The organism is Bradyrhizobium sp. B025 (assembly GCF_042257955.1).
In the GTDB taxonomy this organism is placed as follows: domain Bacteria; phylum Pseudomonadota; class Alphaproteobacteria; order Rhizobiales; family Xanthobacteraceae; genus Bradyrhizobium; species Bradyrhizobium diazoefficiens.
In genome coordinates, this window is the sequence record NZ_CP170150.1 from 3800555 (window position 1) to 3825496 (window position 24942).

Genomic DNA, 24942 nt, shown 5'->3' on the forward strand with positions numbered 1-24942 from the left:
CGTCGAACGTCGTGAATATAAGACTTGACTTATATTAGTGCAGATCGATATTTGCCCTTGCGATCAACGACAAGGAGGAATGCAATGGAGATCGACGTCGCCAGAGTCTTGGGGCTTGTGACGCGTTCGGTGCGGAATTTCGAGAAAGACGGCAAGCCGGCCAGCGCGGTGACACTGACGCGGCTTTACGAGACGAGCGTTGACGATCTTTGGGACGCGGTGACCAGCAGGGAGCGCATTCCGCGCTGGTTCTTGCCGGTCGAGGGAGACCTCCAGCTCGGCGGAAGGTACCAGCTCAAGGGCAATGCGGGCGGCACCATCACGGCATGTACGCCGCCGACCCATTTTGCAGCGACGTGGGAATTCGGTGGTGCGATGAGCTGGATCGACGTCCAGCTCGCAGCAGAACGACATCAGGCGCGGTTGACGCTGGAGCACACCGCGATCATCGAGGATCACTGGAATCAGTTCGGCCCAGGCGCCGTGGGTATCGGTTGGGACCTCGCCATTGCCGGACTTGAGCGATATGTTGCCACCGGGGCATCGGTCGACCATGAGACGGCCGAGGCATGGATGGGATCTCCTGCGGGCAAGGAATTCATGACACGAAGCGGCGAGCAATGGCGCGAGGCGCATGTCGCGAGCGGGGTCGACCCTGACACGGCGAAGCAGCGCTCGGACCGCACCATCGCCTTCTATCGCGGCGAGATGCCGCCCGATGTCGCACATCCAGGCACAGGAAGCTGATGCACGTCTTCGAGGTCCTCGCCGATCCCGTGCGCCGTCGCATCCTCGAGCTGCTGTCGCCCGGGGAAATGGCGTCCGGCGAGGTCGTCGAGGCGATCGGGGCGGAGTTCGGAATCACGCAGGCCGCCGTGTCGCAGCACCTCAAGGTGCTGCGCGAGAGCGGCTTCGCGACGGTTCGGGCGGAGGCGCAAAGGCGGCTCTATTCGGTCGACGTTGCGGGGCTTCGCGCGGTGGATGCGTGGATCGGTCAGTTCAGGAATTTCTGGGAGCCGAAGCTGGACGCGCTGGCGACCGAGATCGCGCGCGGCAAGCGGGAGCGTCGTCACGCTCCCGTCACCAAACGGAGCGGGAAGAGGGCTTGAAGGCGTCGCGAACAAGGTGGCGAAGCCGCCTTAGCGTCACGGTCACCCCCGCGACATTTTCTCGAACTTCTTCACCAGCCGTTCCCGCTTCAGCCGCGACAGCCGCTGGATCCAGAACATCCCGTCGAGCTGATCGATCTCGTGCTGGTGACAGACGGCGCGCAGGGCTTCCGACTCCTCGGTCTGCATGGTGCCGTCGAGATCCCAGTAGCTGATGCGCACGCGGGCGTGACGCTGGACCTCGTCGTTGACCCCGGGCATCGAGACGCTGCCCTCCCGGTGCATGATCATCTCGGGCGAAGCCCATGTGATCTCAGGATTGACATAGGTCCGTGCGCCGTCTTTGGCGTCGAGCTCGAGCACCACGACGCGCAAGGGCACGCCGATATGCGGAGCCGTGATGCCGATGCCGGGCGCGGCGCGCATGGTGTCGAGCAGGTCCGCGGCGAGCTCGCGGAGCTCGTCGTCGAACGCAGTGACGGGGCGGGCAGGAATCGCCAGCCGGCGGTCGGGGTAGCGGACGAGGGGACGGATGGTCATGCACGCTCCTACCACTCACGGATGGTTGAAGCACCTCGTTCTTGACGCCCTACCAACTGGAAGGTAGTTAATGCGCCATGACCAACGTTTCCTCGACCGCCGACGACATCCTGGCCTGCGCGCGCACGCTGATCATTGCCGGCGGCTATAACGGCTTCAGCTACGCCGACATCGCCGACATCGTCGGCATCCGCAAGCCGAGCATCCACCACCATTTCGCCAGCAAGGTCGACCTGGTCCGCACCCTCGTGTCGCGCTATCGCGAGGAGGCCGCGGCGGGACTCTCCGCCATCGAGCGCAACATCCCGGACCCCGGCGCACAGCTCAAAAGCTATCTCGCCTATTGGGAGGCGTGCATCAAGGACGCGACGGCTCCGTTCTGCGTGTGTGCGCTTCTTGCCAGTGAGCTTCCGCTCCTGCCCGAGGAGGTGGCGCTTGAAGTGCGCGCCCATTTCCGCGCCCTGGCATCCTGGCTGACCTCGGTGATGGAGCGCGGCAAGCGGCAGGGGCGGCTACAGCTTTCCGGCACGGCGCGGGTCGAGGCCGAAGGATTCATGGCCACGGTTCACGGCGCGATGCTGTCGGCGCGTGCCTATGGCGATCCCAAGATGTTCGGTGTCATCACCCGGCCGCTGCTGGAGCGGCTGTCCGCAACGCGCTGAGATCCACCCGGCGGGCCCCCCGACAATCGCACAAGCTGCAAGCCACCTGCGTCGCTGCAATTTCGCTTCGCTTGAGAAACTACCAACTAGTAGGTAAGGAGACTGTCATGAGAGATCATCATCAGCCGGATTCGGCCCTGGCCGGTCAGGAGCAATGGCTGAGGCTGTACTACTTCACGCGCGCGGGTTTTTCCGTCGCCTGGGTCGCCGCTGCGTTTGCCGTCGGTCAGTCCTCCGCGCCGGTCGCCGGAGCTTTGCTCGTCGCCTATCCGGCGTGGGACGCCGCGGCCAATTGGCTCGACGCGCTGCGCAGCGGTGGGCTCGGCCAGAACCGCACCCAGGCTCTGAACGTCCTGGTCAGTCTGGCGACCACAGTCGCGGTCGTCCTTGCCTTGCAGGTCAGCATGAACTGGGTGCTCGGCGTGTTCGGTGCATGGGCGATCCTGTCCGGATTGCTGCAGCTCGGGACGGCAATCCGGCGCTGGAGGCGTTTTGGCGCGCAGTGGGCCATGGCGCTCAGCGGTGGCCAATCAGCGCTGGCAGGCGGCTTCTTCATCGCTCAAGCCGCGATGCCCGCGGCTCCGTCGATCACGAATGTCGCCGGTTATGCTGCGGTCGGCGCGCTCTACTTCCTGGTCTCGGCGATCTGGCTCACCGTCAGCGCGTGGCGGCGTGGCGCCAGGCGGGCTCAGCTGGGGTGATGCGATGGCGTTGGCGGGATCATGACAGGATGCCGGTGTTTTGCCCGACGAGTCAAATTGCGGCCTGGTATCGCAAGTGATCGGCATCGCAAGTGACCGACATCGTAAGTCATTGATCCCGCAGCGCCCGCCTACTGTGCATGGGGTTGTTTTCGAGATTTTTGTTCTCGTGGCCGAACTAGCCGTCCGGATAGGGCTTGCCATCCTTGTGCAGGAACCGGCCGTCGGAAGCCGGGCTCATCATGTCGATGTCGGAGCAGGTGATGAGGTCGGCGGGCGAGCGCGAGCCGATTTCGAGGTAGAAGGCCGTCGCGTCCGACCGGTTGATCATGTGATGGCCGTTGCCGCTGCCTTTCGGAAAGGCGGCGCAATCGCCCGCGCGCAAGACGGTTTCACCGTCGTCCTCGATCAGTGTCAGTTCGCCTTCGAGCAAATAGACGAACTCGTCCTCATGCGAATGCCAGTGCCGCTGGCTCGACCAGCTGCCCGGCGGCAGCCGCATCAAATTGACGCCGAAATCGGAAAGGCCCCCGGCGTTGCCGAGCCGCTGCCGGATACGCTCGGCGCAAGGAAGGCTGAAGGGCGAGGGATAGCCGGAGCCTCTGCGCTCCGGCACTGCGGCGATGTCGATCTTGGGCATGCGGGTGCTTTCCTGAAACCTTTGGAGTTATGAGGCGCGAACAGGCCGCATCAGGGGCGGCGCTTGCGGAACCGCGCACCGGCGGCGCGGTCGCGATCGCCGGAAAATTAAAGTACCGTCGCCTGTCGGCGCGCGCCAATCCCAATCGTCTTTCATTCAGACAGACTGACGGGAGACAAGGAAAATGAACTCGTCCTACTATCGCTGGGTGATCGTCGCCGCCGGCGGCCTGCTTGGCTGTGTCGCGATCGGCGGCATGTTTTCGCTGCCGGTGTTCCTGCAGCCGATCGCCAAGGACACCGGCTGGTCGGTGACCGGCATCTCCAGCGCCATGACGATCGGCTTTCTGGCGATGGCCTTCACCAGCATGGCCTGGGGCACCGCGACGGACAGGTTCGGACCGCGGCCGGTGGTGCTGACGGGCTCGACGGTGCTGGCGCTGAGCCTGTTCGGGGCGAGCCATGCGACCTCGCTCATTGCGTTCCAGTTCGTGTTCGGCCTCTTGGTCGGTGCCTCCTGCGCGGCGATCTTCGCGCCGATGATGGCGACCGTCACCGGCTGGTTCGACACCCACCGCAGCCTCGCGGTCTCGCTGGTGTCGGCCGGCATGGGCATGGCGCCGATGACGATGTCGCCGCTCGCGGCCTGGCTCGTCTCCGGCCATGACTGGCGCACCTCGATGCAGATCGTGGCACTGGTGGTCGGCGCCATCATGATCCCGGTATCGCTGCTGGTGCGCCGTCCGCCCGCGCTTGCGCAGGCGATGCCCGTGCCGTCGGGTGAGGACGCCGCGCAGGCGGAGATGTCGCTGGGGGAGGCGCTGCGCTCGCCGCAATTCCTCATCCTGCTCGCGACCAATTTCTTCTGCTGCGCCACCCATTCCGGCCCGATCATCCACACCGTCAGCTATGCCGTGAGCTGCGGCATTCCGCTGATCGCGGCGGTGACGATCTACAGCATCGAGGGTTTTGCCGGCATGGGCGGCCGCATCGCCTTCGGGCTGCTCGGCGATCGCTTCGGCGCCAAGCGCGTGCTCGTCACGGGCCTGCTGTTGCAGGCGTTCGGCGCGCTCGCCTACGTCTTCGCGCATCAGCTCGCGGCGTTCTACGCGGTCGGCGCCATCTTCGGCTTCATCTATGCTGGCACCATGCCGCTCTACGCGGTGCTGGTGCGCGAAAACTTTCCGCTGCGCATGATGGGCACGGTGATCGGCGGCACCGCGATGGCCGGCAGCCTCGGCATGGCGACGGGGCCGCTCGCCGGCGGCCTGATCTACGACGCGTTCTCGAGCTACGCCTGGCTCTACATCGCCTCCTGGGCGATGGGCCTCGGCGCCTTCCTGATGGCGATGACCTTCCGCCCGTTCGCGAAGCCGCAAGGGCAGGTGGCGACCGCGGCGGCGTGAGGCTGTAGCCCGGGTGAGCGAAGCGACACCCGGGACTTCTGCCTCACAGCTGCTTTTCGAAGAACAGATCCGGATAGGGATCGTCATTGAACCGCGGGATCTCGCGCCAGCCCGTGCTGCGGTAGAGCTGGCCGGCCTCGGGGAGGGCGCTGTTGGTGTCGAGCCGCAGCAGCGCGATGCCGAGCTCGCGCGCCGCGTCTTCGGCCGCGTCCATCAGGCGACGGCCGAGCCGCAATCCGCGCGCGGCGGGGGCGACCCACAGCCGCTTGATCTCGGCATAGCCGTGATCGGTTCCCTTCAGCCCGACACAGCCGATCGGGAGCGTGTCCGACATCGCGACGATGAAGCTCCCGCGCGGCCGGCGCATGTCCTTGGCATCGGGATCGCGCGACAGCGAAACGTCAAAGCCCTGTTTGAAACGGCGGCTGAGCTCCGCGTAATATTCGCCGAGGCAATAGCGCGCCTCCTCGGATCGCGGGTCCGTCTCGTCGAGCGCAACGCGCTCGCGTGTCAGCGCGGAGGCGATCATGTCCATGGCCGCCAGCAGCGCATCGCGCTGCGAATGGTGGGCGAGGAAGCTTTCTGCCTGCGTATTCGACAGCGCCTCGTAGGCCGCGAACTCGCGCCGGCCCGTGCGCGTGAGTTTTGCCACGCGGCGGCGCGCATCGTCCGCATGCGCCGTGGTCTCGACCAGCCCTTCGTCCTCGAGGCTGCGCAACAGCCGGCTCATCAGCCCGGAATCGAGCCCGAGATAGTCGCGGATCTCGGCCACGTCCGAACGTCCGTGCCCGATTGCGTTGAGCACGCGCGCGGCGCCGAGCGGCCGGCCACGACCGAGGAACGAGGTGTCGAGCGCGCCGACGGCGGAGGTGACGGCACGGTTGAAGCGGCGAACGCGTGAGACGGGATCGAGCATGATATCTGACTTTAGTCAGATATCGTCTCTTGGTCAATTGGAGTGGCTGGCCTCACTTTGCCAGCGTCAGCAGCGGCTTGTCCTTCGCGACGATATAGGTCGCAAGCTCGCTCGCGGTCCCGGTGCCCACGTTCTTCGCCGCATGCACCGTGCCGGACGGGATGAACAGCACGTCGCCGGCCTTCAGCGTCACCGGTGGCTTGCCTTCGACGGCGTATTCGATGGCGCCTGACAGCACGTAGATGATCTCTTCGCCCGGATGGGTGTGCCGGCCGAACGCCACGCCGGGGGCGAGGTCGACGCGCACCTGCACGGCTTCGCGGCCGGGCGTGCTGAGATCGTGGCGCTGGAGGTCGGTGCGCGTGACACCCGCCGGCTGCGCCGCTACCGGCAGCGTGAACAGGTTTGCGGCCAGTACGGCTGCGCTGGCGAGGATACGCACGGCGGGCAAAAGACGATGGCTCATGGTCGGCTCCGTGTGGTCGCTGGATTGATCGCACCGCGCGAGCCCGGCCGATGCCGGCCGGTTCCCGCGTCGTGGCGCTTCAGACGAGGGTGGTGGTCACCTCGATGTTGCCGTGCACTGCCTTGGAGTAGGGGCAGATGCCGTGCGCGGCTTCGATCAGCTCCTGCGCCACCGCGCGGTCGACGCCGGGGACGCTGACGTCGAGACGGGCGCGCAAGAAGAAGGCGCCGTTCGCATTGTTCAGGTCGATCGCGGTGTCGACCGACGGCTCGCTCGGAAGCTTGACCTTGCGCTGGGCGGCGGCGAGCCCAAGCGCGCCGAGGTAGCAGGCCGACCAGGCGGCCGCGAACAGGTTTTCGGCGGCCGGATGCGGCTGCGCCAACTTGATGTCGAGGAAGCCGTCGCTGGAGCGCGCGGCACCGTCGGAGCCTGAGGTGACGTGGGTCTTGCCGGTAAAGAGAAGCTTGGCAGCGGATGACATGGCGGTGTCCTTTCGGGATGCTATTTATCGCGTCCGATCTAATCGGATGCGCTTTGAAATAAACCCGCCGCATCCGCCGGTCAAGATCTTCCGATTTAATCGGATACGATTTATATCGGTTGGCAGATCACGAATTGCGGAGGTTCCCGTGGCCCGTTCCCCCAAAGCCGCCGGCAAAGGCCGAAAGCTGTCGAATTTCCTGTGCTTTGCGGTCTATTCGGCCAATCTCGCCTTCGGCCGTGCCTACAAGCCCCTGTTGGACAAGGTCGGGCTGACCTACACCCAGTACATCGCCCTGGTGGCGCTGTCGGAGGAGGACGAGCAGACCGTCAGCGCGCTCGGCGAGAAGCTGTTCCTGGAATCCAACACGCTGACGCCGATCCTGAAGAAGCTCGAGCAGACGGGTTACATCAGGCGCCACCGTGATCCCGCCGACGAGCGGCAGGTGCGGGTGAGCCTGACGCCGGGCGGGCGCAAGCTGATCGAACAGGATCTCGGCGAGTCCCTGATCGAGGCGACCGGCCTCGGCGACGATTTTCCGGTGGTGCAGAAGACGGTGAGCACATTGCGCGACAATCTGCTGCGCGCGACCCAAACGGGTGCAGAGAAGAAGCGCTGAGCGGAGCGGGCTTCTGCAGGGAAGCCGGAGGCGGCGTCCGCCTCCGGCGCAAGCACGAGGGACAAGCGCTCCGCTTCAGCTGCAGACCGTGCGCGGAATCATCCATGTCGCAAAGGTCTGCCAAATCCCGTCTTCGCGACGGCGCTGGTAGGCGACGAAGTCGGCTCCGTCACCATGCACGAGTTCATAGCGATGAGATTTGGCGGCTGTGGTGGTGTTCGGTGGGCTCATAAAACACTCCATCTCGAATGGACTTTGCCTTGAGCTAGTTGCGGTGCAGCACAAGTCCATAAGAGGAACATCACGTTATGGCGAGGGCGGCTCAGCGAGGCTCTAGTCCAGCCCCAGCATCTTGCGCGATTTGCGCGTCAGCTTGGCCACGATCAGCGCGTGGGCCTGCGCCAGATAGGCGGTGAGCTCGGCATCCGGCAGGGCGTTGTTGCTGACGAGCTGCACCCATTTGGCGCGGGCGAGATACGGCGCCGGACGTGCCACGCCGTGCTCGATCAGCATCGCATAGGCCATGTCCGAGACCTTGAACATGTAGCCGCCGGAGCTTGCGACAAAGCCGCCGCCGAGCGCGAACATCTTGCCGCCGACCTTGAATACGGAAGTGCCCTCCCACTGCACCACCTTGGTGGCGGCGGGCAGGCGCAGGCAGCGCGCTTCGAAGCTTTTCGGAGTCATGGGGCGAGCGATAGCACGCCGCGTGCGGCTTGCAATGCGCGCGCTTGCTGCTTGCAATGCGCGCGCTAGCGGCCGAGCGCCGCGAAGGCGGCAATGGTGCGGTCCACCGCCGCTCCGTCGATGTGGCGATGGGTGACGAGCCGGAGCTGCGAGGGGCCGCTGGCCTGCACCAGGATGCCGCGCTGCTTCACGCCCTCGGCCCATGCGGCGGCCTCGCGTCCGCTTGCGGAGACGTCGACGCGCAGGATGTTGGTTTGCACCTGGTCGGGATCGGCGAGTGCCGGGTCGAGCCAGCTCAAGGCCGCGGCGAGCCGCCTTGCTGCCGCGTGATCCTTGGAGAGGCGCTCGATCATCGTCTCCAGCGCGACGAGGCCCGCGGCTGCGACGACACCGGACTGGCGCATGGTGCCGCCGACGAGTTTCCGCAACGTGCGCGCCCGTGCGACGAACGCCGCGCCGCCGCACAGCAGGCTGCCGACCGGCGCGCTCAGGCCCTTGGACAGGCAGACCATCACGCTGTCGGCATGCTCGGCGATCCGTGCCGCCGGCACGCCGAGCGCGACCGAGGCATTGAACAGGCGGGCGCCGTCCAGATGCACGGGGATCCCGTTGCTCTGTCCGAGCGCGTGAATTCGCATCATGTGCGGCGGGGGCAGCACGGCGCCGCCGGCGCCGTTATGCGCAGTCTCCATTGCGATCAGGCCGGGACGTTCCGAGCCGCGGATCGCGTCTGCAAGCGCCGCTTCGTCCATTGCACCGCGACGGCTCGGCATGGGCTTGGGCACCAGCCCCGCGATCGTCACGACGCTGCCGAGCTCGGAGTTGAGCAGGTGCGCACCAGCGTCGGCGAAGACCTCTCCGCCGCGCTCGGCATGGGCGAGCATCGCCAGGAGATTGCCCATCGTGCCGCTCGGCACGAACAGGGCAGCTTCCTTGCCGGTCAACGCGGCGCCCCGCGCTTCGAGCGCGCGGACGGTCGGGTCGCCCTCGCGGCCGTCGTCGCCGAGCGGGGCCCGCTGCATGCGCTCCAGCATCGCGGCCGTCGGCAGCGTGACGGTGTCGCTGCGCAGATCGACGATGCCGTCGCCGCCGTTCTCCTGTGCGGCCATCAGGCGTCCTGCACTTGCAGGCCGGCCGCCGCCGGCTGTGTCTCATCGGCGGCCATGTCGCCGGCAAACTTCTCGACCAGCTTCACCGCGACCGTGTTGCCGAACACGTTGATCGCGGTGCGGCCCATGTCGAGGAAGGCGTCGACGCCGGCGATGACCGCGAGCGCCTCGATCGGCAGCCCGATCGCCGACAGCACCATGGCGATGGCGACGAGCCCGCCGGAGGGGACGTTGGCGCTGCCCTTGCTCGCGATCGTCGTGACCATGACGATGGTGAACAGCGTCGACCAGGTCAACGTCACGCCATAGGCTTCCGCGAGGAAGGTGACGGCGAGGGCAAAATACATGATGGCGCCGTCGCGGTTGAAGGCATAGCCGAGCGGCAGCACCACCGAGACGATGCGCTCTGAGGCGCCCATCGCCCGCAGCTTCTCCATGTGCAGCGGCAGGGTCACTTCCGAGGAGCGGGTGGAGAAGGCCAGGATCATCGGCTCCATCACCGCCTTGGTGACGGCAAGCGGCTTCTCGCCGATCGCAAGCAGCATCAGCCAGAAGATCGCGACCATGATCGCAAGGCCGAGATACATCACGCCGACGAGCTTTGCGAGCGCGACCACGGTGGCGAGGCCTTGCGTCGCGAACAGCCACGCCATCACCGCGAAGATGGCGATCGGAGCGAGCGAGGTGATCCATTTGGTGATCTTGAACATCGCCGCCATCACCGCCTCGAGCACGGCGACCATGGGCTCGCCGACCTTGCCGCTAGAGGCGAGTGCGAGGCCGAACAGAATGGCGAAGACGAGCGTCGGGAGAATCTTCTGCTCGGCCATCGCCGCGACGATGTTGGAGGGGATCATGTCCATGAAGAACTTGATCCAGTCCACCGACACTGCGAGGTTCTGCGGCACCTTGCCGGTCGCGGCCAGCGGGGCGCCGGCGCCGGGATGGAAGGCGGCGTTGAGGAGCAGGCCGATCAGGATCGAGATCACGGTGGCGAGGTAGAAATAGCCGAGGCTGATCGCGGCGACGCGCCCCAGGACCTTCAACTCGCTCCCCATGCGGTAGAGGCCGAGCGTGACGGCTGCGAACACCACGGGAATGACGATCATCTTCACCGCCTCGACGAAGGCGGTGCCGATCGGCCGCAGGCTCGCGCCGAAATCCGGCCAGAGCAGGCCGACGCCGAGGCCCAGCACCAATCCGAGCAGCATCTGGAACACGAGCGGCAATCTGAACAGCGGCCGGATCATGCGTGGTGGTCTCCTTGTCCCGGATATTGCGTGCGGATCGCGCCCAGCGCGGTGAGGCGGGCCTCGAATGCGGACGACAGATGCCGCCACATGCGCTGCTGCGCGGCGTCAGGATCGTGCGCTTCGATGGCCGCGTAGATGTCGAGATGCTCGCTGACGGCCTGGCGCGTGCGCTCGACGCTGTATTGCCGCATCTTCTGGAGGGCGAGGCCGCTCTGCGCGCGCAGATTGTCGTAGGACTGCGCCAGCCGGCCATTGCCGGTCGCGCGAAAGAGTTCGTCGTGGAAGGCCCAGCCGACCTGCTGCGCCTCCTCGACATCGATGTTTTCGCGCGACTGAATGCTGCGCAGCTCCCCGGCGCATTGGCGCAGCGGCTCCGTCGGCCCGCGCGTCGCGGCGAGATAGGCGGCCATGCCTTCGAGCGCGAGCCGCAATTCATGAATCTCGCGCAGATCGTCAAAGGACATCTGGCGCAGGAAGGTGCCGCGCATCGGATGGATGGTGAGCAGGCCGTCCTTGGCGAGCGCCTTCAGCGCCTCGCGGATCGGGGTGCGGCCCAGCGCCAGGCGGCTCGACAGGCTGCGTTCGGAGAGGGGTTCGTCAGGCGCAAACTCGCCTGACACGACGAGGTCGCGGAGCAGGGCATAGGCGCGGTCGCGGTCGAGGGAGGCGGTGGGCATAACTGACATACCAGCGGCATGTCAGAGGAATGTCAAGCGGGCCTACTGATTTTGCTGGTGAAACGAACCAAGGGCGGCACCGAGCTCAGCCTGAAGCTGGCGTGACGGCGTCGCGGGCGCGCCAGGCGTCGGGAACGACGAACACCTCGTCGGCGCGGCCGTAGCCGCCGTCGGGGACTTCCTCGATCAGCACCATCGTGTGCGGCCGCGCCGCTTCGCCGAAATAGTCGACGAACAGCGCGGTGAGGCGATGCACGATCTCCGCCTTCTGGGTGCGAGACAGCGCGGCTTGCGGAATCTTGATGTTGGCGAAAGGCATGATGGGTCTCTCCGTGTGATGCGATCGTGCCGTGCGTCAGACCACGCCGCCATTGGCGCGGATGACCTGGCCGTTGATCCAGCCGCCATCGCGACCGGTGAGGAAGGCGACGATTCCTGCGATGTCGTCGGGCTGGCCGAGGCGGCCGAACGGGTTCATGGCGGCAATGGCGCGCACCTGCTGCTCGCTCTTGCCTTCGAGGAACAGCCGGGTCTCGACCGGCCCGGGCGCCACCGCGTTGACGGTGATGCGCCGGCTGCCGAGCTCCTTGGCGAGGATGTGCGTCATGGTTTCGACCGCGGCCTTGGTCGCGGCGTAGACGCCGTAGCCGGGCTGGTAGAGACCGACCACGCTGGAGGAGAAGCTGACGATGCGGCCGCCGTCGCGAAGCCGCCGCGCCGCCTCGCGCAAGGACCGGAACACGCTTCCGAGATTGATCGACGTTTGCCGCGCGAACGCTTCATCGGTCACCTCGGCGAGCGGCCCGAGCTCGATGATGCCGGCATTGTTGACGAGGATGTCGACGCCGCCGAAGGCGCGCTCGGCCGCATCGAACAGCCGCGAAGGGGTTGCCGAATCGGCGAGGTCGGCCTGCACGGCGATGGCGCGCCCGCCGGCGGCCTCGATCTCGGCGACGAGCGCATCGGCAGCCGCGCGGCCGCTCGCATAGTTGATCGCGACCGCAATCCCGCCCTGCGCCAGCCGGCGGGCGATCGCTGCGCCGATGCCGCGGGAGCCGCCGGTCACGATGGCGGCGCGCTGATGTTGGTGGGTCATGGCAGGTCTCCTCGTTGTCTTCAGCCGGAGATTTAGCTGATCGCCGTGGCCGGATAATCGCCTCAGACTTGCCATCACTTGTCGGCTGTGGTGAACAATCGGCCATGGACCGATTTGACGCCATGCGTCTGTTCGTTCGCCTCGTCGAGCGGCAGAGTTTTACGGCTGCGGCCGCCGATCTCGGCATTCCCCGCTCGACGGCGAGCGAGGTCTTGCGCGGCCTGGAGTCGCGCTTGGGCGCGCGCCTGCTCGACCGCACGACGCGGCATGTCACGCCGACGCTCGACGGCGAGGACTATTACCGCCGCTGCGTCGCCATTCTGGCCGAGGTCGAGGAAGCGGAAACCGCGATGCGCGATGCGCGGCCGCGCGGCCTGCTCCGCATCGACGCCCATCCCTTGCTGACCCGCACCTTCATCCTGCCGCACCTGCCGGCATTCCTGGCGCGCTATCCGCAGCTCGACTTGCAGATCGGGCAGGGCGACCGCCTGGTTGATCTCGTGCGCGAAGGCATCGATTGCGTAATCCGGTCGGGCGAGCCGGAGGACAGCGGGATGATCCTGCGCCGCCTCGGCACGATCGCGGAGATCACGGTGGCGAGCCCGGCCTATCTCGCCAGCCACGGCGTGCCTATGGCACCGGATACGCTCGACGGCCATCAGATGGTCGCCTTCGTCTCCTCGCGCACCGGCGATGTGCTGCCGCTGGAATTTTCGGTTCCCGGCGCGCTGCATCACGTCGTGCTGCCGAGCCGGGTTCGCGTCAACAATTCCGACACCATGGCCGATCTCGCACGGCTCGGCTTCGGCCTCGCCCAGGCTCCCCGCTATCGCTTCGCCGATGATCTCGCCAGCGGCGCGCTGGTCGAGGTGCTCGCCGACTATCCGCCGTCGCCGACGCCGCTTTCCGCGCTGTACCTGCAAAACCGCCAGCCCGCGCTGCGCCTGCGCGTCTTCCTCGACTGGATATCGGGCATTTTTGCCGAGGCGAAGCTTTGATGTGACTCGTAGCCCGGGTGAGCGAAGCGATACCCGGGACCGCCGCCCGCACGGATCCCGGATATCGCTTTGCTCATCCGGGCTACAAATCCTTGTGGTGCCCGTCGGGCAAAACACCCATTCAGCGGGTCAATCGATCTTCGCGAAAATATTTCGCTTTACCGAATTTCTGATTTGACGCATTCTCCCGCCACCTCATCCCGGTCAGAGGGGCGTATCGCGATCGTCACGACATGCGGGGTGAGCTGCGGTGGACGCCAGTCACATCGGCGCGAAGAGCTTCGCAGGGCGGGCAACCGTGAGCGAAACCCATCGCGCACACGACCGGTGTGATTTGCGTACGGCAAAACCGTGTCGTCCTGGCGCCCGGGGTCTGTGCGCCAAGTCTTGCGGTGATGTGGCGGCCCGACCGGGCACGCGCATCAGCGATCCGCAAGGCGACGGGGGCAATAGTGCATCGCTCCCCGGGGAGAACGCGGCATAAGCCGTCAAACCACTGCGCAGGGAAGGCCGTGTGTTGGGCTTCACCTGTATGCCGCTGTGCAGCTTCCTGTAGCGCAACCTTCGCACAGTGGACCGTGGGTGCCAGCCGGCACCCGGCCTTCCCTGCGCCCTCTGACATCGGAGGGTGTCGCGATGAAGCAAAGCTCGGGCGAAGCAAGCCGCGAGGATGCGAAGATGTGTCTGCGATTGGGAAATCCGACTGGTCGCGAGCACCAATTTATCACCGTCACCCTGAGGTGCTCGTCCTGCGATGTATCGCAGGGCGAGCCTCGAAGGGCGACGGCCCGGCTGCATCCCGGCCGTTCATCCTTCGAGGCTCGGCTTGCGATGCATTCGCACCGCAAGCCTCGCACCTCAGGATGACGGAACAGTCACTCTCTACATCGTTGGCCAACTGCGCCGCTTTGTGAGTTGTGCCGGAGCGCCACGCGGTTACGATACACTTGAGGTTCCCGTCGAACACAGGGGCCGACATTGTGACCGGGAGGCGACATGAGCGGGCAGGAACGCAAGGTGAAGGGATCGGACCTGTTTGTAGCGGCGCTGGAGAATGAAGGCGTCGATCGCATCTTCGGCGTTCCCGGCGAAGAAAACCTCGATCTCGTGGAATCGCTCCGCACCTCCAAGATCGAGCTGATCCTGACCCGCCACGAGCAGGCGGCCGCCTTCATGGCTGCCACCCATGGCCGGCTCACCGGGAAGCCCGGCGTCTGTCTCTCGACGCTCGGCCCCGGGGCACTCAATCTGTCCACGGGTGCGGCCTATGCGCATCTCGGCGCGATGCCGATGATCCTGATCACCGGCCAGAAGCCGATCATGAGCAGCCGGCAGGCGCGTTTCCAGATCGTGGACGTGGTCGCGACCATGAAGCCGCTGACAAAGCTGTCGCGGCAGATCATCAGCGCCTCCAGCATCCCGACCGTGGTGCGCGATGCCTTTCGCGTGGCGATGGAGGAGCGGCCGGGGCCGGTGCATCTCGAACTGCCGGAGGACATCGCGGGCGACGAAGTGCCGGCCACTCCCGTGATTCCGATCCATCCGATCGAAATTCCGGTCGCCCACCGCGCCGCGCTCGATCGTGCGGCCGAGATGATTCTCGCCGCAAAGCATCCACTGGTGATGATGGGCGCTGCGACCAGCCGGCCACGATCGACCCACGGCATCGCGAGCTTCGTGCGGCGAACCGGCATTCCCTTTTTCACCACGCAGATGGGGAAGGGCACCGTGCCGGGCGGCACCAATCTCTATATGGGCACCGCGGCGCTGTCGGAGCGGGACTATGTCCACGACGCGATCGATGCCGCCGATCTGATCGTGGCGATCGGTCACGACCCGATCGAGAAGCCGCCCTTTATCATGGGGCCGTCGGGCCCGAAGGTGATTCACGTCAGCTACACGTCGGCGAGCGTCGAGCAGGTCTATTTCCCGGATGCCGAGGTTGTCGGCGACGTCGGCCCGAGTCTGGAGCTGCTCGCCGACCGGCTCGAAGGCAAGCTGCCGCAAGCCGCGGCGCTGCTGCCGCTCCGTGAGGAGATCCTCAGGCATATCGCCGACCGCGCCACCGAGGCGCGCTGGCCACCGACGCCACAGCGGATGGTGCACGACATTCGCCAGGTGATCCCGGAGAACGGCATCGTCGCGCTCGACAACGGCATGTACAAGATCTGGTTCGCGCGCAACTACCGCACCCGCGTCGCCAACACGCTGCTGCTGGACAACGCGCTGGCGACGATGGGCGCAGGCCTGCCGTCGGCGATGATGGCGGCGATGCTCTATCCCGACCGCCGCGTGCTCGCAGTCGCCGGCGACGGCGGCTTCATGATGAACAGCCAGGAGATGGAAACCGCGGTCCGCCTCAAGCTCAACCTGGTCGTGCTGGTGCTGGAGGACAACGCCTACGGCATGATTCGCTGGAAGCAGGCAGTCGATCATTTCGCCGATTTCGGCATGACCTTTGGCAATCCCGATTTCGTCCTCTACGCGAAGGCATACGGAGCCAAGGGGCATCGCATCGCGAGCATCGACAGCTTCGGCCCGACGCTGGATGCCGCGTTCAGGGAAGGCGGCGTGCACCTGGTCTCGATCCCGATCGACTATTCGGAGAACGTGCGGGTGCTCGTGGATGAGCTGCGGGCTCACGAGAAGTCGAAGGCGTGATTGATGGGGCGAAGCCATTTCGACATCGTCATTGCGAGCGCAGCGAAGCAATCCAGGCTGCCTCCGCGGAGAGACTCTGGATTGCTTCGCTGCGCTCGCAATGACGGAGGTCTCGGCAAAGACCTCCTGCTAACATGACAACCTCACTTGTGCCGCAGCCACTGATCCCCGACACTCTCAATCACCCAACCAGCCACAGGAATATGAAATGACTCGCGTTCGCTGTATCACCGAGATGGGCATGGGCGTCGACGTTCACGGCAGGGACGCCACCAAGGCGGCGAAGCGGGCGGTGTCCGATGCCATCCGGCATTCGAGCCTCGGTTTCTTCCGGATGATCGGTAAGACCGCGAACGACATGTTCGTCGATGTCACGATCGGAGTGCCCAACCCCGAGGCGGTGGACAAGGAAGCCGTTGCGAAGGAGCTGCCCTACGGCACCGTGACCGTGACTGCGGTCAAGGGCGGGCTTGAGATTCCCTCGGCCACGGAGGTGGCCAACGACCCCATCCTCATCGCCAATGCCGCCGTCATCGTCAGCTTCGACAAGGAGTAGGCCGGTGTCCGACAGCGATGAGGCGCTGCTGGATCGCCCGATCTGGAGCGCGCTGACAACGAGCCAGAAGCATCTGGCGGAGGGCGGCCCGCGAGCGCTGCGCTATCCCGTGGACATGACGCCGTTTGCCGACATGGCCGACATGTCCGCGACAAGTTTTGCCGCGCTCCGTGATCTCCTGTCGGGCTCGCAGGTTGCCGCGCTGTTCACGCCGGAGCCGGTCGAAATGCCCGCCGGTTTCAAGGTGGTGCTGGCCGAGACCGGCGAGCAGATGATCGGCTCGCCCGCTGACAGTTCGCTGCGCGACGCCGAGATCGTCAAATTAAGCGCCGCCGACGTTCCCGCCATGATGGCGCTGACGGATCTGACGAAGCCCGGTCCATTCGCACTGCGTACACATGAGCTCGGCACATTCCTCGGCATCCGCGTCGGCGGCGAACTGGTCGCGATGACCGGCGAGCGGATGAAGCCGGGAAGGTTCGTCGAAATGACAGCCGTCTGCGTCCATCCGGACTATCGCGGGCGCGGCTATGCGCAGGCGCTGCTCGCGGCGGTCGCGCGCCGGATCGAGGCGCGCGGCGAGATTCCGTTCCTGCACGTGTTTTCCGGCAACGCGTCCGCGATCGCGCTGTACCAGCGACAGGGCATGCGAATTCGGCGGCGCCTGTACGTCACTGCGTTCATGAAGGAGGGATAGGCTCCCTCAAGGACCGCCCTTCATTTCCTTCGAATTCACGCTATATCCGTCCCAACCACAATTGGGGGAAACACATGGACGCCAGGACAACCGATTTTTCCGCCGTACGGACGGCGATGCAGCGCTACGTCGATCAGGAGATCATTCCCGGCGTGTCCTGGGCGGTGCTGCGCGGCCGGGAGGTCGTTGACCAGCAATGCGTCGGGCTTGCCGACCGCGAAGCGAAAACCGCGCTCCGGACCGACCACATTTTCCGCGCGTTTTCGAATACCAAGATCTTCGTCACGTGCGCGATCATGCTTCTGGTGGAAGAGGGCCGCATCGGGCTTGACGATGTCGTCGAAAAATTCTTGCCGCAGCTCGGCAATCGCAAGGTGCTGAAGCAGGGCGCTTTGAGCCTTGCCGATGTTGAGCCGGCGAAGGGCTCGATCACGATCCGCCAGCTCCTGACCCACACCTCCGGCCTCAGCTACGGCATCTTCGACCCCGGCACGGTGCTGTTCAAAGGCTATAACGAGGCGGGCGTGCTTAATCCGTTGACGCCGCTGACCGACATGATCGACAAGCTTGCCGATCTGCCGCTGTCCTATCATCCCGGAACGGGCTGGGAATATTCGGTGGCGACCGACGTGCTCGGCCGCGTCGTCGAGGTCGTCTCCGGAAAATCCCTCGATGCCTTCCTCAAGGCGCGCATTTTCGATTCCCTCGGCATGACCGATACCGGCTTCTACGTGCCCGAAGCGCAGCAGGGCAGGCTGGTCGCGCTCTACACCGGCGCCGACGTGCTCGATCCGATGAAGCCCGGCCTGACGCGGGCCGACAATCTGCCTTACCCGCAGGCCTATCGCCGTCCGTTCCCGCGGCTCTCGGGCGGCGGCGGTCTGGTCTCGACCCTGCCGGACATGCTTGCGCTGGTGCGCGCCTTGGTGCCCGGGTCAGATGCACTGCTGAAGCCGGAGACGCTGCGGCAGATGATGACGAACCAGCTGCCCGCAGGCCAGACCATCCGCTTTGCCAATCTCGGGCCGATGCCCGGCAAGGGTTTTGGTCTCGGCGGCGCCGTCACCTTCGCGCCGACGCCGTTCGATCCGGCGAATTCCACCGGCGAATTCCAGTGGGGCGGCCTTGCCGGCACCCATTGGTGGATCTGCCCGCAGGCGAATACCGCCGGTGTCCTGATGGCCCAGCGCTACATGGGCTTCTGGAATCCGTTCTTCTTCGAGTTCAAGCGCCTGGCCTACCAGGCGGTCGGAGGCTGACCGCGAAAAAAAATTGCAGGCCTCCGCGAATCCTTTTCGCCCGTCGCGTCCTCCTTGTCCTCGAGGCATTCCGCCTCGGCGCGTGTCGGAGGATGTGATGGGATTTTACAGGAAGAACATCGGTGGCGTGCATCAGGCGGTGCGGGTGGCGCTCGGAATTGCGGTCGGGATTGCCGCGTTCGCGTATCTGTCCGGGTTTGCGGCGTGGCTGGTCGCGCTCGGCGGCGCAGGCTTCGCGCTGACCGGCCTCGTCGGCTACTGCCCGATGTGCGCGATGGCCGGAATCGGACGAGGAGGCGTGTCGTGAGTGCGGCTGCGATCTCGCCCAACCTGTTCGAGGCGGCGCGGCTTGGCGATCCCGAGGCGATCGCGGCGCTGCTCGCGACGGCGCAGCCCGATATCCACCGCTACGCGCGCGCCACCTGCCGCAGCTCGGCGGATGCCGAGGATGCGACGCAGGAGGCGCTGTGGATCCTGTTCCGCCATGTCGGCACCATCCGCTCGCTGCTGGCGCTGTCCGCCTGGCTGTTCAGCGTGGTTCGGCGCGAATGCCTGCGGCTCGCGCGCAAGGCCGGCCTTATGCCGGCCATCGATGCGAGTGACGCGGAGGCCGCACTGCTGTCGCGGCCCGAGGCCGATCTGCGGCTCGACGTGGCCGCGGCCTTCGAGGCGCTGCCGCTGCACTATCGCGACGTCGCGCTGATGCGCGACGTCAAGGAGATGACCATCGACGAAATCGCCGTCGCACTCGGCGCGTCCAGGCAGACCGTCAAGGCACGCCTGCATCGCGCCCGCGCATTGATGCGCGAATATCTGACGAGATGAGACATGACCGATTATCAAAACCCCGATGACCTGAAATCCGTCCCGGCCTTCGTCGCGCTCGCGCCGGTCGAGGCCAACGCCTTCCTCGCCTTCAATCATGCCGTCGAGCGCAAGGACGGCTTGATCCCGCCGAAGTATCGCGAGCTGATTTCGCTCGCGGTCGCGCTCACCACGCAATGCGCCTATTGCCTCGACGTGCATACGGCGCAGGCGGCGAAAGCCGGTGCGACGCGCGAGGAGGTCGCGGAAGCTGCGTTGATCGCCGCTGCGGTCCGCGCCGGCGGCACGCTCGGCCATGCGCTGTTGGCGCAGCGCCTGTTCGAGCGACATCGAGGTGAAACCACGGCATGAACGCGCATCGGAGGCTCGGTCGTACGCGTGAATAATTATCTCGGCCTCGACGGATTTCGCTACGGTTGGGTCGCAGCCTGGATCGACGAGCGCGGCGATCACGCCTTCGACTATTCGCCGGGGCTGACGCAATTGCTCGCGATGCCGCATGCGCGCGCGATGATCGACATGCCGATCGGATTGAATACGAGCGGCTATCGAACGTGCGACCTGCGTGCGCGCGAGCTGGTCGGCCCCGCCGTGTTTCTCGGCGCGCGCCGCGACCTCTGGAGATTTCCCGACATGGCGGCAGCCAATCGGCACTACTGGAAGCACGAGGGCGAGGGCAGGGGCGTGTCGGCGCAGCTCTGGAACATCAGGGACAAGATCAGGGAGGTCGACGAGATCATGACGCCGGCACGGCAAGCCGCGATCGGCGAAGCGCATCCGGAATTGATCTTCTGGAATCTCGCCGGGCGCCTACGGCTCGAGAGCAAGACATCGGCGCAGGGCCGCGAACAACGCATCGCGCTACTGGAGCAACGCGGCTTCACACGCTTGCGGAAATGGCTGACGCAGCGTCACGGCACCGGCATCGGCCGTGATGATCTCATCGACGCCTGCGCCTGCGCGGTCGCGGCGCGCGACAGCACGCAGTCGGTCGGTGATGGCGAGATCGATCCGCGCGGATTGCGAATGGAGATCAACTATTGAGGCGACCGGCCGCCAAGGCGCGCTCGGGATAAAGCGGCAATTTATTTGACAGATATAGGAACTGTCGATGGTCGGCCCGCGTTCCCCGTGCGAAGAGATTACAGAGATGCTCGTGCGATGAATGATACCAGTCAATTCGCGACCGCGCTGCTCGCGCTCGTTTTCACCGGAGCCCTGCTCGTCACCGGGCAGCGCTTCATCGAGCAACGTGCGCAGCGCGACATCGTGTATGCGACAAGTCACTTGCTGCGGCCGCTGTGATCCGGCTTCGGTGCGAAAAGATCGTGTGACCTCTGCATCGGCCTTGTGCCGTTCGTCCGCTCGCCTAGATTAGGCGACAATCTCACGAACGATGCCGGGGTCCCGATGTACGATCTCTCCGCCTTTCCCATCACCAAACGCTGGCCGGCAAGGCATCCGGAGCTGCTTCAGCTCTATTCGCTGCCGACGCCGAACGGCGTCAAGGTGTCGATCATGCTGGAGGAGATCGGGCTTCCCTACGAGGTCCATCTTGTCGATTTCGGCAAGGACGACCAGAAGACGCCCGAGTTTCTGTCGCTCAATCCGAACGGCAAGATCCCGGCGATCCTCGATCCCAACGGTCCCGGCGGCCGGCCGCTGCCGCTGTTCGAGTCCGGGGCGATTCTGCAATATCTCGCGGAGAAGACCGGCAAGCTGCTGCCGCAGGATGCCGCGCGCCGCTACCAGGCCATCCAGTGGGTGCATTTCCAGATGGGCGGGATCGGGCCTATGTTCGGCCAGGTCGGTTTCTTCCACAAATTCGCCGGCAAGGATTTCGAGGACAAGCGGCCGCTCGAACGCTACGTGGGCGAGTCCAGGCGCCTGCTCGGCGTGATGGAGACGCATCTGGCCGGCCGGCAATGGTTCATGGATGACGACTACACCATCGCCGACATCTCGATGCTTGGCTGGGTGCGCAACCTCATCGGCTTCTACGGCGCCGGTGATCTCGTCGAATTCACCCAGTTCAAATCGGTTGCCGCATGGCTCGAACGGGGACTCGCGCGTCCGGCGGTGCAACGTGGGCTCAATATTCCGAAGCGGCCGTGAAACTAGCTCAGCGCCTTGTAGGTCATGTAGAGCGCCATCAGCGAGACGAGGGCGATCATGACCCGGCGCAGCACCGATTTGCTGACCCCATTGGCCATGCGTGCGCCGAGATCGGTGCCGACCCAGAGGCCGGCGACAATGCCGATGACGGCCGGCCAGCCGACCATGAGCCCCTTGCTCCAGTAGATCCACGCCGCTGGAATGTTGGTCGGGATCACCGAGAAGACGAGGCTGACGAGTTGCGCCTGGTGCTGCGGCACGCGCAGGCCCGCGGCAAGGCCGACGGTGATCGCCAGGCCGCCGCCGATCCCCATGAAGCCGGAGGAAAAGCCGGCCAGCGCGCCGATGAGGAACAGCGGGAGCCAGGGTAGTTCGGCGGGATCGCCGGCCTCGCCAGCTCCGTCCTTGCGGTCGCGGCGCAGCAGCAGGGCTGCGATCAGCAGAGCGAGGTAGACGACGTAGGTCCATTGCAGCACTGCGTCGGACACGCCGGCCGCGGCATAGCCGCCGCCCGCGCCACCGACGAGAAATCCGATGCCGATCCAGACGATCCATTGCAGCGGACTGCGATTGCCGCTCTGCCAGTAGCGGCGCACTCCGGCGAAACCGGTCGGCGGGACCTGCGTGATCAGCGAGGTGCCCTGGGCGACGTGCTGCTCCGCGCCGAGCAGCAGAACGGAGAAGATCACGAGACCGCCGCCCGGGCTCGTGCCCATGAAGCCCGATGTCGCGCCGCCGACGAGGCCGACGCCGATGCCTGCGAGCAGTTCGTAGATCCAGGACATCGCTCAAGCCCGGGTTCGTCGCTTGACGTCCGGCTTCGTCGTGCGGAAGCCGTCGATCACGCCATCGACAGCCGCCATGCAGGCATCGACGTCAAAGTCCTCGCCCCAGCATTTTTGCAGCACAAAGCCCTGGAAGATAGCGATCAACACGCGCGCGATGGCGTCGGCGCCGAGGTCGCGCCTGATGAGGCCGTCGTGCTGGGCGCGCTCGACCAGCGCCACGATCAGGGCGCGCGGCATCTCGATGCCTTCGACGACGCTGGTGCGGACGCGGCGGTTACGCAGCGCCTCGGCCCAGCCATGGATGCCGACGCGCCGCCGCGCTTCGCCGGCGGGATCGGTGAGCCATTGCGCGTAGACGCGGACCAGCGCGTGAAGTCCTTCGATCGGATCGCCCGATCCCTGCGCGACCGAGTTGAGCACGGCTTCGCGGCGGTGCCGGTCGTCGGCGAGCGCCTCGATCAGGTCGTCCTTGCTCTGGAAGTAGAGATAGACCGCGCCATGGCTCAGCCCCGACCGCTTCACGATGTCGGCCATGCCGGTCTGGTGAAAGCCATTCTCGGCGAAGCAGGCGAGGGCGGCCTCGAGGATCTGCCGTCGCCGGCCTTCACGCTGCTTGTCGCTGATCTTCGGCATCGGAGCCTCCGCAAATAACTGACTGATCGATCGTTTTAGCGATTCATCGAGGGCAGCTTGATTATTGGCGAGTATAATAAAAAACGATCAGTCAGTCATTTTTAAATCAACGACGGGTTTTGGTCAAGTCTCGATGGCTCCGAGCCGGGGAACAGGAGACGTAAACGGCTGGCGAGCCGCCGACAGACGCAACGGCTCGGCTCGCGACCGTGTGCCGCTAGAACAGCCGTCCGCCGTTCGGCACCGGCTTGCCCGGCTGCACCAGCACGACCTTGCCGTCGGCATCGGGAAATCCGAGCGTCAGCACTTCCGATACGACCGGCCCGATCTGGCGCGGGGGAAAATTGACGACGGCCGCGACCTGTTGCCCCACCAGCGTCTCGAGCGGATGGTTCTCGGTGATCTGCGCCGAGCTCTTGCGCACGCCGATCGCCGGGCCGAAGTCGATCCACAGCCGCCAGGCCGGCTTGCGCGCCTCCGGGAACGGCTTGGCATCGACGATGGTGCCGACGCGAATATCGACCGCGAGGAAGCTGTTGAAGTCGATGGTCGGCGACGGGGCCGCGGCGGGATCGTGGGTGACGTGCATGATGAGTCCGTTGACAGAGTTCGTAAGCTTCGCTCGCAATATTGTCGCGCGAACCGGAGTTTCGTACAACGCCGCAGCCGAAGCATCACGCATGCGAGAGGAACGTCTTGCCCAACATCATCTACGGCATCAAGAACTGCGACACCATGAAGAAGGCGCGCGCCTGGCTCGACAGCCATGGCGTTGCCTATGAGTTTCACGACTACAAGACGGCGGGCGTCGAGAAGGACAAGCTCAAGCAGTGGAGCGACAAGCTCGGCTGGGAGATTCTGCTCAATCGTGCCGGCACGACCTTCAAGAAGCTGCCCGAGGCCGACAGGGAGGGTCTTACCGAGAATAAGGCACTGGCGTTGATGCTAGCGCAACCATCGATGATCAAGCGTCCGGTGCTGGAAGTCGGCGGCAAGCTGCTGGTCGGCTTCAAGCCGGACATCTACGCCAACGAAGTCAGGGCGAAGTAAGTCGGCGCCAAATCGCGCTGAAGGCTAGTTCAGCTCGATGATCTCGGTGGCGTCGGCGGGACCGGACTGGTCCGCGAACTCGACGACGTCGGCGGCCGCGATACGGCCGGGGGCGCGATGAAAGAGGTCGCGATCGATCACGGCGCGCAGCTTCGGTCGCGGCGGCGCGTCATTTCCGCGCATCAGATTCTTGATCTCGAAGCCGCCGTCCTCGCAGAAGGTCTTGAGCGAGGCGATGATGTGACAGACCTTGCCGTCGGTGAGGAACGGCAACAGCAGGCGTTCGTAGGCGACGATGCGCCCATAGATGTCGTCGACGTCGGCAACGCTGTAGACCGGAAGCCCGCGCGCGACGCATTCGTAATAGATGGGCATCACGGAGGGCACGAGCCGCGGCCCGATATATTCATCCAGCGGCACGCCTTTGCCGGTGTGTCCATAGGCGCGCGAGATCCGCGTGCCTTCGCTCTGGATGACGAGGCGCGGCACCGGAGTTGAGGCGTCAACGGTATAATAGATGAGATCGGACAGCTCTTCCTCGAGCCGCGCGGGCTGGTACTCCCAGATCGCCGGCGCGATCTGCTGGCGCGCATAGAGTCGCAGCCACGTGTTCAGGAGATCACGCTGCCTGATCGACTTGACGGCGGAGGGAGCGGCGCTTGCGAAATCCAAAACAATATTCCCGGCAGATCGAAACCCGCGCATCATCCATGCCGCGGGAAAATTTTCTATGAAGGCTGGCGCGCGGGACGAAAGACCGTTAACGACGGCTTGACGACCGGTGCTTTCGCGAACCGGAAGGCCGGGCAGGCGTGACATCAAAACATCTCCGACTAAGGGAGCATTTGTATCCCAGCCGGAGACCTGATCTGCTCAGCTTTCCGCCTTGCCTAACCCCCGTCACCTCCGGCATATTCCGCGCCCGGAGGCGGCGTTCCGGGAAGGCTCCAAGGCCTCCTGAAAGCCGAAGCAACAAGGACAGCCACGCGGGTCGCGCGG

The 24942-nt window shown here is 65.4% G+C and carries 34 protein-coding genes; 18 read left to right on the forward strand and 16 right to left on the reverse strand.

All coding sequences use genetic code 11. The features are described 5' to 3' along the window. Positions 1–84: 84 nt before the first annotated feature. Both ACE10W_RS17340 and ACE10W_RS17345 read left to right on the forward strand, forming a co-directional pair. Positions 85–747, forward strand: coding sequence for an SRPBCC family protein (locus ACE10W_RS17340; protein ID WP_011086779.1), 663 nt, complete (start codon positions 85–87; stop codon positions 745–747). Further along, on the forward strand, positions 747–1109 hold the full coding sequence (locus tag ACE10W_RS17345) for a helix-turn-helix transcriptional regulator (RefSeq protein ID WP_028171024.1): 363 nt from the start codon (positions 747–749) through the stop codon (positions 1107–1109). The genes ACE10W_RS17340 and ACE10W_RS17345 overlap by 1 nt, the downstream gene beginning before the upstream one ends. Before the next feature lie 42 nt (positions 1110–1151). Here ACE10W_RS17345 and ACE10W_RS17350 read toward each other — a convergent pair whose 3' ends face one another. After that, a complete protein-coding gene (locus ACE10W_RS17350) occupies positions 1152–1649 on the reverse strand; it encodes a peptide deformylase (RefSeq protein WP_028171025.1) in 498 nt (165 codons plus the stop codon). Between the two features lie 77 nt (positions 1650–1726). On the opposite strand from ACE10W_RS17350, the gene ACE10W_RS17355 reads away from it, so the two are divergent. Continuing rightward, positions 1727–2311 (forward strand): TetR/AcrR family transcriptional regulator, encoded by a 585-nt coding sequence (locus ACE10W_RS17355; protein WP_028171026.1) that lies wholly within the window; start codon positions 1727–1729, stop codon positions 2309–2311. Positions 2312–2418: 107 nt separating this feature from the next. Next, entirely contained in the window at positions 2419–3012 is a 594-nt protein-coding gene (locus tag ACE10W_RS17360; RefSeq protein WP_271556694.1) for a DUF308 domain-containing protein, read from the forward strand. Between the two features lie 178 nt (positions 3013–3190). Here the strand turns inward: ACE10W_RS17360 and ACE10W_RS17365 are convergent, their stop codons facing one another. Beyond that, entirely contained in the window at positions 3191–3652 is a 462-nt protein-coding gene (locus ACE10W_RS17365) for a cupin domain-containing protein (protein WP_271556696.1), read from the reverse strand. A 184-nt stretch (positions 3653–3836) separates the two neighbouring features. On the opposite strand from ACE10W_RS17365, the gene ACE10W_RS17370 reads away from it, so the two are divergent. Next, positions 3837–5057 (forward strand): MFS transporter, encoded by a 1221-nt coding sequence (locus ACE10W_RS17370; protein ID WP_271556698.1) that lies wholly within the window; start codon positions 3837–3839, stop codon positions 5055–5057. 43 nt (positions 5058–5100) lie between these two features. On the opposite strand, the gene ACE10W_RS17375 is transcribed toward ACE10W_RS17370, so the two are convergent. The 3 genes from ACE10W_RS17375 to ACE10W_RS17385 all read right to left on the reverse strand — a co-directional run bounded on the left by ACE10W_RS17375 (position 5101) and on the right by ACE10W_RS17385 (position 6920). Next, positions 5101–5973 carry a bifunctional helix-turn-helix transcriptional regulator/GNAT family N-acetyltransferase gene (locus ACE10W_RS17375; RefSeq protein WP_271556700.1) on the reverse strand — a complete coding sequence of 291 codons (873 nt, stop codon included), beginning with the start codon at positions 5971–5973 and terminating at the stop codon, positions 5101–5103. A 52-nt stretch (positions 5974–6025) separates the two neighbouring features. Continuing rightward, positions 6026–6439, reverse strand: coding sequence for a cupin domain-containing protein (locus ACE10W_RS17380; protein WP_271556702.1), 414 nt, complete (start codon positions 6437–6439; stop codon positions 6026–6028). 79 nt (positions 6440–6518) lie between these two features. Further along, on the reverse strand, positions 6519–6920 hold the full coding sequence (locus tag ACE10W_RS17385) for an Ohr family peroxiredoxin (protein ID WP_028171032.1): 402 nt from the start codon (positions 6918–6920) through the stop codon (positions 6519–6521). A 148-nt stretch (positions 6921–7068) separates the two neighbouring features. Here ACE10W_RS17385 and ACE10W_RS17390 point away from each other — a divergent pair, with 148 nt between their 5' ends. After that, the gene (locus ACE10W_RS17390) at positions 7069–7539 is read left to right on the forward strand and encodes a MarR family winged helix-turn-helix transcriptional regulator (RefSeq protein WP_011086789.1); all 471 of its coding nucleotides are present in this window, start codon (positions 7069–7071) and stop codon (positions 7537–7539) included. Positions 7540–7614: 75 nt separating this feature from the next. Here ACE10W_RS17390 and ACE10W_RS17395 read toward each other — a convergent pair whose 3' ends face one another. The 7 genes from ACE10W_RS17395 to ACE10W_RS17425 form a co-directional block, all read right to left on the reverse strand. Beyond that, positions 7615–7770, reverse strand: a complete 156-nt coding sequence (locus ACE10W_RS17395) for a hypothetical protein (RefSeq protein ID WP_271556705.1) — start codon at positions 7768–7770, stop codon at positions 7615–7617. A 102-nt stretch (positions 7771–7872) separates the two neighbouring features. Then, on the reverse strand, positions 7873–8226 hold the full coding sequence (locus ACE10W_RS17400; RefSeq protein ID WP_011086791.1) for an MmcQ/YjbR family DNA-binding protein: 354 nt from the start codon (positions 8224–8226) through the stop codon (positions 7873–7875). A 65-nt stretch (positions 8227–8291) separates the two neighbouring features. Beyond that, entirely contained in the window at positions 8292–9335 is a 1044-nt protein-coding gene (locus ACE10W_RS17405; RefSeq protein ID WP_271556708.1) for a low specificity L-threonine aldolase, read from the reverse strand. Further along, positions 9335–10585 carry a dicarboxylate/amino acid:cation symporter gene (locus ACE10W_RS17410; RefSeq protein WP_271556710.1) on the reverse strand — a complete coding sequence of 417 codons (1251 nt, stop codon included), beginning with the start codon at positions 10583–10585 and terminating at the stop codon, positions 9335–9337. The genes ACE10W_RS17405 and ACE10W_RS17410 overlap by 1 nt, the downstream gene beginning before the upstream one ends. Then, the gene (locus ACE10W_RS17415) at positions 10582–11265 is read right to left on the reverse strand and encodes a GntR family transcriptional regulator (protein ID WP_038967643.1); all 684 of its coding nucleotides are present in this window, start codon (positions 11263–11265) and stop codon (positions 10582–10584) included. The genes ACE10W_RS17410 and ACE10W_RS17415 overlap by 4 nt, the downstream gene beginning before the upstream one ends. 85 nt (positions 11266–11350) lie before the next feature. After that, a complete protein-coding gene (locus ACE10W_RS17420; protein WP_011086795.1) occupies positions 11351–11584 on the reverse strand; it encodes a 4-oxalocrotonate tautomerase family protein in 234 nt (77 codons plus the stop codon). 36 nt (positions 11585–11620) lie between these two features. Next, a complete protein-coding gene (locus ACE10W_RS17425) occupies positions 11621–12361 on the reverse strand; it encodes an SDR family oxidoreductase (RefSeq protein WP_038967644.1) in 741 nt (246 codons plus the stop codon). Positions 12362–12465: 104 nt separating this feature from the next. Here ACE10W_RS17425 and ACE10W_RS17430 point away from each other — a divergent pair, with 104 nt between their 5' ends. The 11 genes from ACE10W_RS17430 (at position 12466) to ACE10W_RS17480 (ending at position 21472) form a co-directional block, all read left to right on the forward strand. Next, a complete protein-coding gene (locus ACE10W_RS17430) occupies positions 12466–13359 on the forward strand; it encodes a LysR family transcriptional regulator (RefSeq protein WP_028171037.1) in 894 nt (297 codons plus the stop codon). A 996-nt stretch (positions 13360–14355) separates the two neighbouring features. Then, entirely contained in the window at positions 14356–16020 is a 1665-nt protein-coding gene (locus ACE10W_RS17435; protein WP_271556715.1) for an acetolactate synthase large subunit, read from the forward strand. 208 nt (positions 16021–16228) lie between these two features. Next, positions 16229–16576, forward strand: coding sequence for a Lin0512 family protein (locus ACE10W_RS17440; RefSeq protein ID WP_028171039.1), 348 nt, complete (start codon positions 16229–16231; stop codon positions 16574–16576). 4 nt (positions 16577–16580) lie between these two features. Then, positions 16581–17273, forward strand: a complete 693-nt coding sequence (locus ACE10W_RS17445) for a GNAT family N-acetyltransferase (RefSeq protein WP_271556719.1) — start codon at positions 16581–16583, stop codon at positions 17271–17273. Positions 17274–17347: 74 nt separating this feature from the next. Next, positions 17348–18532: a serine hydrolase gene (locus ACE10W_RS17450; RefSeq protein ID WP_271556721.1), complete on the forward strand. Its 1185-nt coding sequence runs from the start codon at positions 17348–17350 to the stop codon at positions 18530–18532. Positions 18533–18629: 97 nt separating this feature from the next. Further along, positions 18630–18839: a DUF2892 domain-containing protein gene (locus ACE10W_RS17455; RefSeq protein WP_271556723.1), complete on the forward strand. Its 210-nt coding sequence runs from the start codon at positions 18630–18632 to the stop codon at positions 18837–18839. Then, complete coding sequence (locus ACE10W_RS17460; RefSeq protein WP_271556725.1) at positions 18836–19357, forward strand: RNA polymerase sigma factor; 522 nt, start codon at positions 18836–18838, stop codon at positions 19355–19357. Before ACE10W_RS17455 ends, ACE10W_RS17460 begins: the two co-directional genes overlap by 4 nt. A gap of 3 nt (positions 19358–19360) precedes the next feature. After that, a complete protein-coding gene (locus tag ACE10W_RS17465; protein ID WP_271556727.1) occupies positions 19361–19708 on the forward strand; it encodes a carboxymuconolactone decarboxylase family protein in 348 nt (115 codons plus the stop codon). Between the two features lie 27 nt (positions 19709–19735). Beyond that, positions 19736–20401 carry a DUF429 domain-containing protein gene (locus ACE10W_RS17470; RefSeq protein WP_271556729.1) on the forward strand — a complete coding sequence of 222 codons (666 nt, stop codon included), beginning with the start codon at positions 19736–19738 and terminating at the stop codon, positions 20399–20401. A 117-nt stretch (positions 20402–20518) separates the two neighbouring features. Beyond that, entirely contained in the window at positions 20519–20662 is a 144-nt protein-coding gene (locus ACE10W_RS17475; protein WP_165448151.1) for a hypothetical protein, read from the forward strand. Between the two features lie 105 nt (positions 20663–20767). Beyond that, positions 20768–21472 carry a glutathione S-transferase family protein gene (locus tag ACE10W_RS17480; protein ID WP_271556732.1) on the forward strand — a complete coding sequence of 235 codons (705 nt, stop codon included), beginning with the start codon at positions 20768–20770 and terminating at the stop codon, positions 21470–21472. Between the two features lie 2 nt (positions 21473–21474). Here the strand turns inward: ACE10W_RS17480 and ACE10W_RS17485 are convergent, their stop codons facing one another. The 3 genes from ACE10W_RS17485 to ACE10W_RS17495 form a co-directional block, all read right to left on the reverse strand. After that, entirely contained in the window at positions 21475–22257 is a 783-nt protein-coding gene (locus ACE10W_RS17485; protein WP_271556734.1) for a sulfite exporter TauE/SafE family protein, read from the reverse strand. Between the two features lie 3 nt (positions 22258–22260). Further along, on the reverse strand, positions 22261–22893 hold the full coding sequence (locus ACE10W_RS17490) for a TetR/AcrR family transcriptional regulator (protein ID WP_028171048.1): 633 nt from the start codon (positions 22891–22893) through the stop codon (positions 22261–22263). A 217-nt stretch (positions 22894–23110) separates the two neighbouring features. Then, on the reverse strand, positions 23111–23482 hold the full coding sequence (locus ACE10W_RS17495; RefSeq protein WP_011086810.1) for a tRNA-binding protein: 372 nt from the start codon (positions 23480–23482) through the stop codon (positions 23111–23113). Between the two features lie 107 nt (positions 23483–23589). Between ACE10W_RS17495 and ACE10W_RS17500 the strand changes: the two genes are divergently transcribed. Then, positions 23590–23943, forward strand: a complete 354-nt coding sequence (locus tag ACE10W_RS17500; protein ID WP_375762646.1) for an ArsC family reductase — start codon at positions 23590–23592, stop codon at positions 23941–23943. Between the two features lie 24 nt (positions 23944–23967). Here ACE10W_RS17500 and ACE10W_RS17505 read toward each other — a convergent pair whose 3' ends face one another. After that, positions 23968–24648 carry a hypothetical protein gene (locus ACE10W_RS17505; protein WP_271556815.1) on the reverse strand — a complete coding sequence of 227 codons (681 nt, stop codon included), beginning with the start codon at positions 24646–24648 and terminating at the stop codon, positions 23968–23970. Positions 24649–24942: the final 294 nt, after the last annotated feature.